The sequence below is a fragment of the Micromonospora sp. NPDC050200 genome (assembly GCF_040656135.1).
In the GTDB taxonomy this organism is placed as follows: Bacteria; Actinomycetota; Actinomycetes; order Mycobacteriales; family Micromonosporaceae; genus Micromonospora.
This window is the reverse complement of the sequence record NZ_JBFALG010000033.1, coordinates 1-14866: the sequence shown is the minus strand read 5'-3', so window position 1 is coordinate 14866 and position 14866 is coordinate 1. Positions and strand designations below refer to the sequence as shown.

General features: G+C 68.9%; 7 protein-coding genes and 1 pseudogene. 3 read left to right on the top strand and 5 right to left on the bottom strand.

Annotated features, from left to right (window positions below; translation table 11 throughout):
- The first annotated feature begins 32 nt into the window (after positions 1-32).
- Positions 33-875 (top strand): annotated as a pseudogene (locus AB0I41_RS21630) (IS5 family transposase).
- A 417-nt stretch (positions 876-1292) separates the two neighbouring features.
- Here the strand turns inward: AB0I41_RS21630 and AB0I41_RS21625 are convergent.
- The 4 genes from AB0I41_RS21625 to AB0I41_RS21610 form a co-directional block, all read right to left on the bottom strand.
- Positions 1293-4349 (bottom strand): glycoside hydrolase N-terminal domain-containing protein, encoded by a 3057-nt coding sequence (locus tag AB0I41_RS21625; protein ID WP_357110305.1) that lies wholly within the window; start codon positions 4347-4349, stop codon positions 1293-1295.
- A 210-nt stretch (positions 4350-4559) separates the two neighbouring features.
- Positions 4560-4973, bottom strand: a complete 414-nt coding sequence (locus tag AB0I41_RS21620; RefSeq protein ID WP_357110302.1) for an SUMF1/EgtB/PvdO family nonheme iron enzyme — start codon at positions 4971-4973, stop codon at positions 4560-4562.
- A gap of 302 nt (positions 4974-5275) precedes the next feature.
- Positions 5276-7978, bottom strand: a complete 2703-nt coding sequence (locus tag AB0I41_RS21615) for a beta-N-acetylglucosaminidase domain-containing protein (protein WP_357110299.1) — start codon at positions 7976-7978, stop codon at positions 5276-5278.
- Between the two features lie 318 nt (positions 7979-8296).
- On the bottom strand, positions 8297-9913 hold the full coding sequence (locus AB0I41_RS21610; protein ID WP_357110296.1) for a M4 family metallopeptidase: 1617 nt from the start codon (positions 9911-9913) through the stop codon (positions 8297-8299).
- A gap of 377 nt (positions 9914-10290) precedes the next feature.
- On the opposite strand from AB0I41_RS21610, the gene AB0I41_RS21605 reads away from it, so the two are divergent.
- On the top strand, positions 10291-11124 hold the full coding sequence (locus AB0I41_RS21605; protein WP_357110293.1) for a serine protease: 834 nt from the start codon (positions 10291-10293) through the stop codon (positions 11122-11124).
- Positions 11125-11392: 268 nt separating this feature from the next.
- Here the strand turns inward: AB0I41_RS21605 and AB0I41_RS21600 are convergent, their stop codons facing one another.
- Entirely contained in the window at positions 11393-14176 is a 2784-nt protein-coding gene (locus AB0I41_RS21600; RefSeq protein ID WP_357110290.1) for an AAA family ATPase, read from the bottom strand.
- Between the two features lie 94 nt (positions 14177-14270).
- Between AB0I41_RS21600 and AB0I41_RS21595 the strand changes: the two genes are divergently transcribed.
- Positions 14271-14804: a hypothetical protein gene (locus AB0I41_RS21595; protein ID WP_357110288.1), complete on the top strand. Its 534-nt coding sequence runs from the start codon at positions 14271-14273 to the stop codon at positions 14802-14804.
- The last annotated feature ends 62 nt before the right edge of the window (positions 14805-14866 follow it).

Sequence of the window (14866 nt, the reverse complement as noted above, 5' to 3'; positions counted from 1 at the left end):
TTGCTTACGCTTCGTGATCGTTTGGAGAGCCTGTGCCTGCCATCCCAGCATGGCTGATCGAACCACTGTGGGTCCAATTCGCCGCGCTGCTACCCGAACGGCCGACCTACCAGCCGACACATCCCCTTGGCTGCCACCGGCGACACGTCGATGACCGGATCGTGTTCGACAAGCTGATCCAGGTGCTGCGTTTCGGCTGCTCCTACGAGGCGATCGCCGACGCCACCTACTCGGCCACGACGATCCGCAACCGCCGCGACGAGTGAATCACCGCCGGGATGTTCGCCCAGCTCAAACAGATCGCGCTGGACGCCTACGACCGTCTCGTCGGCCTGCTCCTGGATGACATCGCCGTTGACGGCTGTATCACCAAGGCCCCCGGCGGCGGCGCCTGCGCCGGCCGCTCTCCCGTAGACCGGGGCAAACAAGGCATGAAACGCTCATCAATGGTCGACGGCTACGGCATCCCCCTTGGCCGGGTACTGGCCGGCGCGAACCGGCACGACTCACCGCTACTCGCACCCACCCTCGACCGACTCGATGACCTGGGACCACTGCCCGATGACGTCACCGTCCACCTCGACGCCGGGTACGACTCGGCGGCCACCCGGACCCTGCTGACCGAACGCGGCCTGACCGGCAAGATCGCCCACAAGGGAGTCAAGGCACCCATCCAGGCAAGCCAACGCTGGCACGTCGAACGAACAAACGCCTGGCACAACGCGTTCAACCGCCTGCAACGCTGCTACGAACGAACCGAACCCGTCATCGACGCGTTCTTCGACCTCGCCGACACGATCATCACCATCCGTAGCCTCATCCGCCGATCATGGACCCTCTACCGGTGGGACACCCGCCTCACCCGCCGCCGATGATCACCAACCATTCTGCGCGGCCCCTTACGGGTGAAGAAGCGGTTTGGGCCTGCGCGTATCGCCGGTCGGCTCGCCATGCCGGCGTCGACGTGCCATGCGATCCTGCGCCGGGCCCGGGTCGCCCGACTGACGCACCTGGACCGGGCCACCGGACGACCCGTCCGCCGCTACGAGCACGTCAGCCCCGGTGACCTGGTCCACGTCGATATCAAGAATCTCGGCATCATCCCTGATGTCGATGGGTGGCGTAGCCAAGGCCGCCGGCATGGCAGACGCAACCGCCCGCCACACCTCGCGGACGCCGTGACGCCTGGGGCGGCGCCCGGCTTGGCTACGCATTCATCGGATGACGCCCCGGGCCCGTGGTCGCCGGACGGCGTCCACGGGCCCGGGGCTGGGAAGTGGTGCATGCAGGGGTCAGCGAAGCCCGCGCTCGCGCGGGTTCACCGGCTTGACCCGCACGTCCTCGCCGTTGACGCGGACGATGACGGGGCCCTGGTCGCGCGCCCGGTCGGCCACGACCGTGAAGTCCGTGACGCGCCCGTCGCGCCAGGTGCAGCTGACCTCGTAGCCGCCACGGGCACGCAGACCCGTGAACGAGCCGTCGGCCCAGTCCTTCGGCAGCGCCGGCAGCAGGTGGATGACCTCCTCGTGGCTCTGCAGGAGCATCTCGGCGATCGCACCGGTGATGCCGAAGTTGCCGTCCATCTGGAACGGCGGGTGGTTGCAGAAGAGGTTCTTCAGCGTGTTGTACCGCAGGAGGCCCCGGAGCATGTACCGCGCCCGCTCGGCGTCACCGAGACGCGCGAACACCGCGGCCCGCCAGGGCCAGGTCCACGACCGGCGGCTGTCGCCGGAGACGGTGGCCTCGCTGAACGGGATTCCCTCGCGCTCGCCACACCGCGCCTTGAGCGAGACGAGTGCGGCTGCCGCGAGTTCGGGCGACGCGTCGGGCGTGATCTGGCGGCCCGGGAACACCGCGAACAGGTGCGAGGTGTGGCGGTGGATGTCGTTCGGGTCGTCACGGTCGGTCTGCCACTCCTGCAGCTGGCCCCACCGGCCGATCTTGTTGGGCGCGAGCCGGGACTGCATGTCGGCGATGGTGGCCCGGTACTCGGGGTCGACGTCGATCGCCGCCGCGCAGTCGAGATAGTTCTGGAAGAGGTCCCAGATGATCTGCTGGTCGTACATCACGCCGTCCTCGCGCGGGCCGTGCTCGGGCGACCACCCGTCGGGGGAGACGAGCTGGCCGGCCTCGTTCTCGACGAGCCGGTCCTCCCAGAACTGGCAGATCTCCTTGATCATCGGGTAGGCGATGCGGCGCAGGTAGGTAAGGTCCTGGGTGAAGGCCCAGTGCTCATACAGGTGCTGCGCGTACCAGGCGCTGGCGACGGTGTTCCACTCCCACGCATTGCCCCCGAAGATGCTCTGGCTCGTGCGAGCCGTCCAACCTCGGGTCTCGGCACCGAAGGCGTTGCGGGTCGCGACACGGCTCGGCACCGCCACCTGGCGCACGAACTCGACAAGAGCCGCATGGCTCTCGCTGAGGTTGGTCGTCTCCGCGCCCCAGTAGTTCATCTGGATGTTGATGTTCGTGTGGTAGTCCGACGCCCACGGGGGCTGGTTACTGTCGTTCCAGAGCCCCTGGAGGTTGGCGGGCAGGCCGCCTGGCCTCGAGGAGCTGTGGAGCAGGTACCGGCCGAGGACGAACATGGTCTGCTCGAGCCCAGGGTCGGACTTGCCGGTGCCGTAACGGGCGAGCCGTGCGTCAGTCGGGAGGGCGGTGACCTCGTCGTCGGTGCGCCCCCAGTTCACGGAGACGCGCTCGGCCACGGCGCGGGTCTCGGCGACGTGCATCCCGCGCAGGGCCTCATAGGACTGCGCGGCTGCCGCGTCGAGGGCGGTCATGATCGCGGGCTGGGGGTCCGGTCCGCGCCACTGTGCGGCGGCGTCGAGCTTGTAGTCGGTGCGCGCGTCGAGGAGCAGGGTCAGGCGCGTCGCCGATCGCACCCGGAGCTGGGAACCCGTGCCGGTCACGGAGCCGTCGGTTTCGGCCACCCGGAGGACGGCGGCGTGCTTCAGGCCGTTTCCCATGGTGCCGCGGAATCCGACGGTCCGCGCTGCTGCGTCGACCGTCGCGGACGCACCCTGCGCGGAGGTGAGGGCGATGTCGCAGTCGAGCGCGCCGGCGCGCTCGGCCTCGTAGCGCAGCACGAGCAGGTCGGCGGATCGGCTGGCGAACGCCTCCCGCAGGACCCGCTGTCCGGGGGAGCCGAACCACGTGGCGTGGATCCCGGACTCAAGGTCGAGCGCCCGGCGGTACTCGACCACCGGGCCGAGCGTCGCCGTGTCGAATCCGGTGCCGACGAGGCGGATCTCGGCCACGCGCACGACCGAGGACCCGGACGCCGGCCGTAGCGTCAGACGGTACCTGATGAACGCCTTGGGCGTGCCGACGGTGAACTGTCGACGCTCGCCGCGGTCTAGGGCGGGTTGGGCGTCGCGCTCGTCAAGCAGCGTCCACTCCTGGCCGTCGGTGGAGCCCTCAAGGATCCACGAACCGGGGTCCTCGTCAGGCGTGTCCGGCGCGGCCGTGAGGCTGTAGCCGGTGACCGTCGCAGCTGACGCCAGGTCGGCCTGCCACACCGCCCCGGCGGTCGCGTCGGCCGCTCGCCACACGGTGGAGCCGTCCCCGTCCACCGTCCGGGAGATGTCCTGGCCGGTGCCGGCGCCGTCGGCATGGCCGGAGGGCGATGAGACGTAGAGGCGGCCTCCACCGAGGTCGACCCCGGCGAGCCCGATCTCGGCCACCTGGAAGTGGCTCACCCCGGAGCGGGGCGTGAACGCGAGGCGGTAGAAGCGGTAGGTCGTGCTGTTGGCGCAGGTGAACTCCTTGGTCTGGAACCGGCTCTCGAAGGGGCCGGGCAGTGAACGGGTGTCGAGCGTGGTCCACGCGGACCCGTCCGTCGAGCCCTGGAAGGTCCAGGCCTGGGGGTCCCGGAGGGGGACGTCGTTGGCGCTCGTGAGCTGATAGGTCGAGACGGCGGCGGGTGCGGTGAGGGCCACCTGCCAGATCACCTCCGACGGGGGACGCTCGATACACCATTTCGTCCGCGAGTCGCCGTCGACGGTCTTGTCCACCCCCTCGGTCGCGGCGGTCGTGTAGGGACCGCCGGGGGCGGTGATCTCCGGCCGGGCGCCGAAGGAGAGCACGACGTCACCGAAGGCCCGGTAGGAACCGAAGCCGGTCATGCTCGTGTCGAAGGCGCTGTCGGGGCGGCCGGCGAGGGCGTTGTCGTAGTCGTTGACCCCACCCCAGAGGCTCTGCTCGTTGAACTGGATCCGCTCGCGGTCGGGCTGGCCGAACAGCATGGCGCCGATCCGGCCGTTGCCGATCGGCAGCGCCTGGGACTGCCAGTCCGTGGCGGGGAGCCGGTACCAGAGAGAGTGGCGGGCGAGCGCGGTTCGATTCACCGGCGCCAACCCGGCCGATACGGTGGCCGAAGCCCCGCGGGTGGCCGGAGCCGCAGACGCCGGAGCCGTCGTGAGCTTGGTAACGAGAGGGGTGAGGGCGAACGCGCCACCGAGTCGCAGGACTTGGCGCCGGTTGGGGTGGTACGGGGCCATGGACGAACTCCTGGGCTTCAATGATCGGGTCTATTCGCGGCCGATGCCGACGAATGGTCACGCCAGGCGTGCCTGACGCTCAATCTGACAGGAGAAAGATTGGATGTCTAGGGGGCGGACAGCCTTGGCATGCGAGCCGGGTGCGCACGCGGCCAGCCGCAGGGCCTGGAGCCCCGAACTCACCCCCGAACGACCCGGTTTCCCCGTCAGGCGCCCGCCCACGTTGGCGCACCGGAAGCCGAGGTTGCCGGAGGACGATTCAGGGGTGTTGCGGGACCGGGCGGCGACCCGATAGCGCCGGCAGTAGGAGTGATGGCACAGGTACGAGCCGCCCCGCATGACCCGCGCGTCCCCGCTGGGCGGGCCCACAGGGTCGACCGGTGCAGAAACCTCGTAGTACGTCGCCGAGAACCAGTCGGCACACCCGCGCCTCCAACTCGTCGAAGCTGCGCATTTGGGCCCGGCGGGCACCAGTCATCGCCGCCTCGGCCGTGGTACTCGGCGGCAGCCTGGCCGCCGTACTTGCCACAGGACGCGTTCTGGCTCCGTGAGCGACGGTTGGTGGGCTGGTGGCGGCGCCCGGGCCGGATCCACCGGTCACCTGGGATGGCGGTACTCCAGGTCCCCACAGCGATGGAAGAGCAGGCACGGGCATCCTCGCCGGTCACAGAGCGTAGAGCACTCCGATGATCGACCTGCCCGTGCCTGCCCGCTACCCCGACCGGCTATCCGCCCGGGTCATGCCTGGGTTCGGTCCCCCTGGTCCTGACCATTCAAGATCTTTCGATCGAGCTGTCGGCGAACCGCGGGATGATCTCGTTGATCTGCGGTGCCGGCGAGCCGTCCGTCCAGACCAACCGGACCGCATCGGCCTGCACGCCCCCTGCGGCGAGTTGGCTGTAGCCGCCGGAGATGTTGCCGATGGTGATCCAGTCGCCGCCGACGGGGTGCACCTGCACCGCCGCCGTGGACGGGCCGGATTGGAGGACCACCACCTGGTCCACGGGACGGGCCGGGGAGAAGCTGACCTGAAGCGACTCGCCGGGTTCGGGTGCGCGGCCGCCGACGTAGGCCGTGCCGACTTCGCCATCCGCCGCCCTGCCCAGGCTGGATCCGGCGGCCGGCGGCGGGTTGCCGCTTGCCGTCAGCTTGCCGCTGACACCGATCTCGAACTCCCGGACCACCACCCAGTTGCCCTGGCTCGCCGTCGCCCGCATCCGCACGTACCGTGCCTCGGTCCCGGCGGGAGCCGAGGCGTGGATTTCCGGCTGGTTGGCGTAGCTGCCGAGGGCGGTCCACGTCGATCCGTCGGCGGAGAACTCCAGAACGCCCTGCTGGAGGTAGTCGGCCGGGCTGGTCGGCTTGCTCATGTACAGGTCGATCGTGCTGATCTGCTGGACCGATCCGAGGTCGACTCCGACGTGGTCGCCGGGCTTTGCCGAGCGGTTGCTCCAGTAGAACGTCGTGGGATCGCCGTCGACCATGTTGGCCGGTGAGTTGTTCCCGTACTGCCCCATCGACGTGGCGCCCTTCATCGTCCTCCCGGTCACGCCGAACCAGCGATCGCTCACCGACACGACCCGGTCGAGGAACGGGGGTAGCACGCCCGGCGCGACCGTCCTGCCGATCGCATTTGCGCTCGCGCGCGCCGTGTCGAATGCCCGTCGCTGCTCCCACGCCGTCTCCCCGTCGCCCGCGCGCTGCGCCACGAGCATGCGTACCGCGTGCTGACCCGCCTGACCGTAGAGGCCGAGCTTGTCCAGCCACGGCCTCACCTCGTCGAGGAACGTCAGGTTGGGCAGCCCAGACCGCAGCGCGGCCGGAGCGTCCGCCATCTGGCCGAAGTAGTCGGCCAGCTCCGTGGCGGCGGAGTCGAGTCCGTCGCCCTGCTCGTACGCCGACCAGAACGCGTCCAACAGCGGCTTGAGCGTCGGCGATTCGACCGGGTCGATTCTCGAGGAGTAGTTGTTCTCGGCGAAGACCTGCAAGGCCGGCCACGCGGCGCCGCCGAGGTCCTGCAGCGCCGCCGTCCACGCGGCCGTCGGGTCGTATGCCTTCGGGTTCCAGAAGAAGACACTCGAGGTGAACTCCGCGATCTTCGACGTCTCGGCCTGGTTCATCGGGTTGGCGGTCACGCCGACGAGATGCTGCTCGACACCGGGCTCCCGCCCGACATACGGGCCGAGCAGCAGCCGGTCGGTGACGTAGTCGTTGACCGGGTAGTTGTCCCACACCAGGATGTCGTGGCCGAAGACCTCGCGCGCACTCTCCGCCTGCGGGACGGTGATGACCGGGGCGATCACCCCGACGCCCGTCCACTCGACGATAACCTCCGGGTCCAGCTTCGTCCGAAGCGCCGTCTTGTAGGGCGAGTCGCTCAGGTCGTGGTACTCCGTCGGCACCATCTGCAGCCGCTCGGCGCCCGGGTGGGTGGCGATGAAGTCACGCTGCACCCGGTTGAGCAGGAACGCCTGCGCCGCGCCGGCCGCACCGCCGCCGGAGCCGAACGTGGTCGCATCCTGCGCGCAGTTCCATCTCGTGTAGCTGATGTCGTCCAACGGGATCGCGAACGACCGCACCCCGATGTCCCACAGCGACTGGAACTTGTCGATCAGCGCCTGCTTGTCACTGGCAGAGCTGTAGCAGACGGACAGCCCCGGTGAGATCGCATAGGTGAACTCCACATGGTTGCGGTCGGCCGCCGCCACCAGGTCCTGGATCGGGGCGAGCTTGTCCGGCGGGTACGGCAGGCGCCACTGGGTCCGCAGGTACGGGTCGTCCTTCGGCGAGTAGACGTAGATGTTCTGCCTAGTGCGGCCGTAGAACTCGAGCTGGTTCAGCCGGTCCTGCTGCGACCACGGACGCCCGTAGAAGCCCTCGATCACGCCGCGCAGCGGCATCGCCGGCCAGTCCCGGACGGTCACGGCGGGAAAGACGTCCCGGCCCGGGTGCGGCACGAGAAGCTGGCGCAGCGTCTGTGCGGCGTAGAACGTGCCGGTGGGGTCGACGCCGTCGAGGACGACGCGTGCCTTGCCGTCGCCGCCCTTACCGATGCCCAGCACGTAACCCTCATCCGGCAGGCCGGTGGCGTCGGCCGCGATGCCGATCACCTCGAGCGCCCGGTCGGAGGCGGAATTTTCACTCGGCCCGCCGATGTAGACGATCAGCCCGGCGTCCGGCTCGGGGTCGGCGTCGGAGACGACCCGGGGCTGCGTCACCTGCGCCCGGGCCAGCACCTGTTCGACAACCTCGACGGCCGAGCGATCCGTCTTCGACCCGACCACGAGCGCGACAGTGGGCGTGACCGGCACGATGTCGTACCGGTCCTGCACCGATTGTGGCGTCGGCCAGATCGCCGGCAGGGGCAACGGTTCGGCGGCCGCCGGCGCGGGGAACGGTATCGGGCTCGCGACGGCGAGAACGGCCGCACTAGCGAGGCCGAGCAAACGTCTTCCCACGGTTCGTCTGCTGTGCATGCATCTCCCCTTCGATACATCGGAGGTGGCCACCGCGAGCTGCCCGGCGCGCTGCGGGCGTCATCTGGTCGAACCCGCAGCCGGCTAGCACAACCGAGGGGTCGTTCCCGCGCTCACCACCGAAGCCGACAAGAGTGAGACGTTGGATGTTTCCGTCTCATCGCCACGCTAGATCCTGCCCAAGCCATCGGGCAATACCAATCCCATGGCGCGCCCGGCTTTGCGCGGTGCCAGCGCGCCCATGTACCAGGATGAGCCGGGGCCGCCGACATGATCAGCGGCCCCGGCCCGTTCTTGCCCTCTCGTACGGCGACGGCGTCAGCCCCGCGGCGTGAGGTTCATTTCGGTCGCCTTCACGACCTTGTCCACCTCGGCGCAGTCGGCCGAGGTCACGCCCCCGACACCCGCGGTGGCGAGCGCCCGGCAGCTGGCGGGGAGGACCGTGTAGAGCTCGGCGTAGGTGGCCGAGGAGGTGAGGGTGTTCTCCGCCCGCCACCAGATCTGGCTTGCCTTGGCCAGGCCCAGACCGGTGATCGTCTGTCCGTTGAAGGTGCCGCCGTCCGCCATCAGGAAGGCCGCCTTGTTGCCGACACCCGAGTTGATGTGCACGTACGCGGACGTGCTGGCGCCGACGTACCAGTAGGAGCTGCTGACCTTATCCGGGTCGGCGTACCGGGTCGGGTCCGACATGCTGCGGATGACGCCGATCGACGCCGGCAGGTCCTCACCCATGTCCCAGCGCACCCCCGCGCTGTCGTTGCCCACGCCGTTGGTGAGGTCGGAGTACTCGCCGAAGATGTCGGAGATCGACTCGTTGATCGCGCCGCTCTGGCTGGAGTAGGTCAGGTTCGAGGTGTGCTGAGTGACGCCGTGGGTCAACTCGTGGGCGATGACGTCGTCGGCCGAGGCGAACCCGGTACCGAAGGTCATGCCCTTGCCGTTCCAGAACGCGTTCTCCATCGGGCAGCCGTAGATCGTCGAGCATGCCCGGACGATCGCGCGGAGCCGGCGCACGCTGTCACCGTTACTCGTCGAGCCGATGTTGGCCGTGAGGTCGTAGCCGAAGTTGTTCTGGTAGTAGGACGACGTGGCGCCGAAGAGGTCGTAGGCGTCGTTGACGTCGGTGACGGCGGACGTCGGGCCGCCCTCGAGCCGGGTGGCGTTCCTGGCCACGCAGACCGCGCTGGTGCTCACGTTCGTGTTCTTGGCGTCGCAGATCGCGCGGTTGATCTCACGCTTGTGGCTGATGCGCAGCACCTCGGTGCCGGAGGCGGCGTCGAACAGGATCTCGCCACCCCAACCGGCAAGAGAGTTGGGCTCGACCTTCACCGACCAGACCAGCTTCACCTGGCCCTGCGACGGGGTGCCGGCCCAGATCGCCGGGTCGAACCAGGCGAGCCTCGCCGCATCCTCGACGAGCGCGTCGGCTGCCACGTCGGCCTCCGCCGCGAACGCCGCCCGGGCCTTGCCCCGCACCGCGTCGGCCTTGACCGCCGGCGTGGCGGAGCGGTTCGCCGCGGTACTGACGTGGCCGTGCAGCGACGTCAGGCCGTTGGCGGCGTCGAGCACGGCGACCAACTCGGCGCCGAGCACCGGTACGCCTGCCACGGACTGCTGGAAGCGCACCACGCTCGCGCCCGGCACGGTGCTGACCTTGTCGATCGTGAAGGCCTTCGCGTCGACGCCGAAGCGCCCGGCGTACGTCCCCAGATGGGCGGTGGCCTGAGCGGCAGCGTCACCACCGTGGCCCGCTCGCAAACTCCTCCCCGCCGCCGCGGCAATACCCGTGACCCGGCCAGCCGAGTCGTTAGTGATACGAGCGGTGTTGTCCTTCTGCTGCGGATCCGCAGCCGCGTGGGCGGCGGTGACGCTCGCCAGCCCGGTGAGCGTGACCAACGCGGTCACCCCCACGATCCGCCTCAGGCGTACACCCATGCTTGCTCCTCTCCTCCAACGGCGACCGTTCGTGACGGTCGCGGCGGAGGAATCTTCATCACACCTTCACCGGCTCGTCACGAGGTGACATGAACGGAAAGGGTGTGAGCAAGGGAAGGCCCGCTCCTCTGAAGGACTGAGGCAAGGGTCCGGCAAGGGCGGCCATGGTCATGACCCGCCTTGACCGCTCAACTGATCGCTTGATATCAATTCGCCAATCATTGGCGCCCAGGGAACCAGCGTCGGGCGTCCGGTGGCAGCGGCCGCCCGTCCAGCTGACGCCACCTTCGGATCCAGCACCACCCCCCACCACGTAGGGGCCCAGCCGCACCGGCCTTGCACCACCTCGAGGCACTCACCGACACCCAGGAGGTCTCATGCTCAGGCGTATCGCCAGCATCCTCGGCGCTACCGTCCTCGGCGCAGCCGTCATCAGTGGCCCCGCCACCCCGGCGGCTGCGGCGGTCACCCCCAGCCTCACCGCCACGATCGCCCTCAGCAACTGCTCCGCCGCGCTGGTCCGCTACCCCACCTCGCTCGACACCGACCGCGCCATGATGCTGACCAACGGCCACTGCTACGAAGGCGGCATGCCCGCCGCCGGCGTGGTGCTGCAGAACAACAACAGCCGGCGGTCCGGCACCCTGCTCAGCTCCAGCGGCAGCTCGCTCGGTACGGTCCGCGCCGACCAGCTGCTCTACGCCACGATGACCGGCACCGACGTCGCGCTCTACCGCCTCACCAAGAGCTTCGCCGCCCTGAAGAGCACCTACGGCGTCACCGCGCTGACCATCACCAACACCCACCCGGTCGACGGCAGCACCATGTTCATCCCGTCCAGCTACTGGAAGCGGACCTGGAACTGCAGCGTCAACGGGTTCGTGGCCACGCTGAAGGAAGCCCAGTGGACCTGGCACGACTCCATCCGCTACAACACCGGCTGCGACACCATCCACGGCACCTCCGGATCACCCATCGTGGACGTCAACAGCGGCCAGGTCGTCGGCATCAACAACACCGGCAACGACAACGGCGGAATGTGCACCCTCAACAACCCCTGTGAGGTCGACGCCGACGGCACCACGCACGCGTACCAGGGGCAGAGCTACGGGCAGGAGGTCTACTGGTTCACCACCTGCCTCAACGCCAGCAACCAGATCGACCTGACCATCACCGGCTGCCTGCTCACCAAGCCGGGCGGGACTGCCTGACCAGCTCCACACCGCCGCACCGCGCCGCGGCCGCCGAGGTCGCCTCCGCACGCGAGGCATCCTGGGCGGCCGCAGCACCATCAGGTCCACCACACGCCCGCTGGCCGAGAGAGCTACCCAGCGGCCAAGCGGACGCATCAGGTTGAGCGAGCCCTGCTCGGAGGCGTAGCCGCCGGCCGCGGTGAACGCCTGGTCTTGGCTGACGCCGAGATGAGCGTCGACCCGGTCGACGGCGGCACGTTCCACCGCATGCGGCTACCGGCAATGATCAAGATGTGGCGCGTACGTTGCCGTGGTTCGGCAGGTTGACGGCTGCCGAAACACCAGGGTCAGGAGCCCAGCAACCCAGCATTTCGGATCTGTTGGCCACGCCGAGCCGGCGGTACAGGCGGGACAAGTTCGCCTCGACGGCCTTGACTGACAGGTGGACTTCTTTGGCTATCTGGCGGTTCGTCGCGCCGGACCGGATGAGTTCCACGATCTGGCTTTCGAGATCGCTGAGGGACTTCGTGTCCGTGCCGCGTCGGGCGCCACGGTGCAGGCGGTCGAGTTCCGCCTCCGCGAGTGCGTGCCAGGGTGCCGCGCCGATCTGGCTGAACTGGTCGATGGCCCGGGTGATGGCGTCATGTGCGGCGGACCGCCGGCGAACTCGGCGCAGGAGCTGCCCGAGGGTCAGAGACGCGCGGGCAGCATCCAGTGGATAGGACTGGGCGGCGTACTTGCCGATGGCAGCGGTCAGCGCTTCTATGGCGGTGAGGCTGTCCCCCGCGAAGCATGCGCGTACGGCGTCGGCGCGGGCGAGCCCGAGGAGGGTGAGGGTCCGGTTGGCTTGCACGGCGCTGTCGTACGCCTGCTGCAGGAATTCGGCGGCGTCGTCGAGGCGACCGGTCCGGGCCAGGGCTTCGCCGTAGTCGGCGTGCCACGGGGCTGGCGGCCCGAGGGTACGCGCGGCCTCCAACTCCCGGGCGTGGCCGTACGCGGTGACCGCGGCCTGGTACTGCCCGGACAGCAGCAGGGCCTCACCGTGGTAAATGTGGCAGGGTTCCAGCCACTCCCGGTCTCCGCCCGCGGCGCACATCAGCGCGGCGTCCTTGGCCAGTCGCACCGCGGTCTCCGCGCTGCCGGCGTAGCATTCGGCCTGCGCGGCGACGACCTGGCCGATCCAGGGGGTGAGCCCGGTGTCGAGGAACAGCTGTCGGCATTCGCGTCCCGCCCGTAGCGCGTCAGCCCCGTTTCCCGTCCGGGTGTAGATGACGGCCGCCGACTGGAGCAGATACATGAGGTGCGTCACCGCGCCCTGTGCGCGTACCTCGGTCTCGAGCTGGCTGATCTCGTCCGTGGCGGCCTTGAATTCACCGCGGGGCAGGCAACTCATCGCCCACCACTGTCGCGCCCGGACGGTCGCCTCGGTGATGGGGCGTCCCCGGGCCATATCGCGTGCTGTGACATGAATCTCGTGTACACCGTCGCGCCCCAACGCCCGCGTCACAAGGGCCTGCCGGTTGAGGGTCCGGATGACCAGGTCGATGTCGCCGATCTGCCGCGCCAGCGTTTCTGCCTCCCTGGCCAGGCGGTCGGAGTCGACGTGCCGCCGGTCGTAGTAGGCGATCACGGACGCGTAGAGGGCGACCTGCGCCTGCGCACCGATGTCGCCTGTCGCGTCGTGTTCAGCGGCGGCCAGGTGGGCCTTCGCGGTGGCGTCCCATCCGGAAAGTTCGGTCAACAGCAGCCGGGCCGCCACGCGAGTCGATCCCGTGCCACCGGTGTCCAGGCACGCCGACGCGACCTCACGCGCCGCCGCCATCTGGCCTGCGGCGAAGGCGTGCTGAGCGCAGGCGAGCAGCCGCGCGGCGACGGCGTCCGTGTTATCGGGCGGGGTCTGCTGGGCGGCAAGCCGAGCCAGCGCCGCGGCCGTGGCCGGCGCTCCACGACGCGCCGCATCTTCGGCCGCCGAATCAGCCAGCGCGGCGGTCGCTTCATCCGGTCCCGCGGCACCGAGCGCCAGATGCCGCACCTTCTCGACCATGTCCTCGATGACGGTGGCGACCCGGGCATGGCCAGCACGACGCTGACCGGCCGTGGCGTCGCTGTAGATCAGCTCCCGAAACAGCGGGTGGGTGAAGCGGACCGCGCCGTCGGCGGAGACCTCGATGAGCCTGGTGCGCTCGGCGGCATCAAGACCGTCAGCCGGAAGGACACCGCATCGCCTCAGCTGCTCCAGCGTCGGTCGGCTCATCATCGCGGCGTGCAGCAGACACGCCCGGGTCGCCTCGTCCAGCCCCTGCAGTCGCTGCGACAGCAACGGCCGCAGCGTGCCCGGCACCGGCAACGGCACGTACGGAGTAGCGACCCCGCAATCCCGGACAAGAGCCCGACCAAGCTCCTCGGCGTACAGCGGATTACCACCGCTGGCCTGCCACACCCGCTCCACCAGAGCGGCCGGCAAGCGGTCACAACCGCGGTCGGCGATCAGCTCGGTTATCGCGAGGCGACTCAACGGTGGCACCATCACCGGCGTGAGGATCTCCGACGGCAACCGCAGTGCCGCCGGACCATCATCATCGGTCCGCTCGGCTGCGAGGATGGCGACGTGCGCGGTGTTGAACCGGCGAGCCACGAAGGCGAGCACCTCGGCGCTGGCCGTGTCGATCCATTGCAGGTCGTCCAGGACAAGAACGACAGGTCCATGGTTGGCCAACTCCCGCAGGAGCTCAAGCACCGCAAGCCGGATCGCCAGCTTGTCACCGACGCCGTCAATCCGCTGGGCACGCAGCAACGCAACCTCGAGCGCCTCCCGCAGATGGACCGGTATCGCCTGCGCGTACGGCATCACATCAGCGAACAGGTCAATGAGCGCCAGGTACGGCAGCTCGGAATCCACTTCGGCCAGGCAGGCAGCCAAAATCCGCGTACCGGGCGCGAGGCGTTCGGCCGCCACCTTCATCACGGAGGACTTCCCGATACCCGCCGGCCCGTAGAGCAGCCGGCTCTGGCCCGCGTCGAGGGCAGCGACGAGCTCGTCGAGCAAGTCGTCTCGTCCAGCGAGCTGCATTGTTCACCTCCCACGAAGGCTGGCGCACATGGTGCAGCAGGGAGACCACACTGGCAAGTCTGCCCGGCGGCCGGCTGAGGCAGCCTAACGAACGATGCCCGTCACTGGGCTGCGCCTCCTACGGGTCTCGACCGAGCACCAGCAGGATCCGGAAGCGTCTCGGGCTTGGGAAGCACGGCCGCTTGCCGCTGGCTCTATCGACCGGGCGATCTTTGCAGGCTGTGTTTCGAGCGGAGCGGGAAGGGAAGCCCGCCGCATGCCCCACGATCCACAACGTCGACGGCGCGAAGACGATCTCTTGCGGGGCAGGGACGCCGCGGGACCCGGCCGCGAGCATCTGTATGGTTTCTTCGCGACGACCCTTCCGGCGTCCTTGTACGTCTGGGACCTTGCATTTACTTTCGGCGCATACCACAAGGTCTTTTACCACTGGGTAGCACGGATTATCGTGTTGTCGGCCGTGGCGTTTATTGGGTTGTTGACCCTGCGTCGAGAGCTGCGGGTCCCGCCGTGGCTATGGGTCGCGTTCTCGTTGCCGTTCATATTGCTCGTGCTGCAACTGCTGTTCAACATCCGCGAGTCCCACCCGGTATTGCGGCTAGTACGGCAGCCCGGGTTCGTTATGTAGATGCCGGTTGATGGATCGGTTGGGTGCGGCGGCGGTAGTGGCTGGTCCGGGCGCGTGCTTGG

Coding starts and splice junctions, on each gene's coding strand:
- AB0I41_RS21615 (WP_357110299.1), bottom strand. CDS start 7,978: ATGCACAGCAGACGAACCGTGGGAAGACGTTTGCTCGGCCTCGCTAGT.
- AB0I41_RS21610 (WP_357110296.1), bottom strand. CDS start 9,913: ATGGGTGTACGCCTGAGGCGGATCGTGGGGGTGACCGCGTTGGTCACG.
- AB0I41_RS21605 (WP_357110293.1), top strand. CDS start 10,291: ATGCTCAGGCGTATCGCCAGCATCCTCGGCGCTACCGTCCTCGGCGCA.
- AB0I41_RS21600 (WP_357110290.1), bottom strand. CDS start 14,176: ATGCAGCTCGCTGGACGAGACGACTTGCTCGACGAGCTCGTCGCTGCC.
- AB0I41_RS21595 (WP_357110288.1), top strand. CDS start 14,271: ATGCCCGTCACTGGGCTGCGCCTCCTACGGGTCTCGACCGAGCACCAG.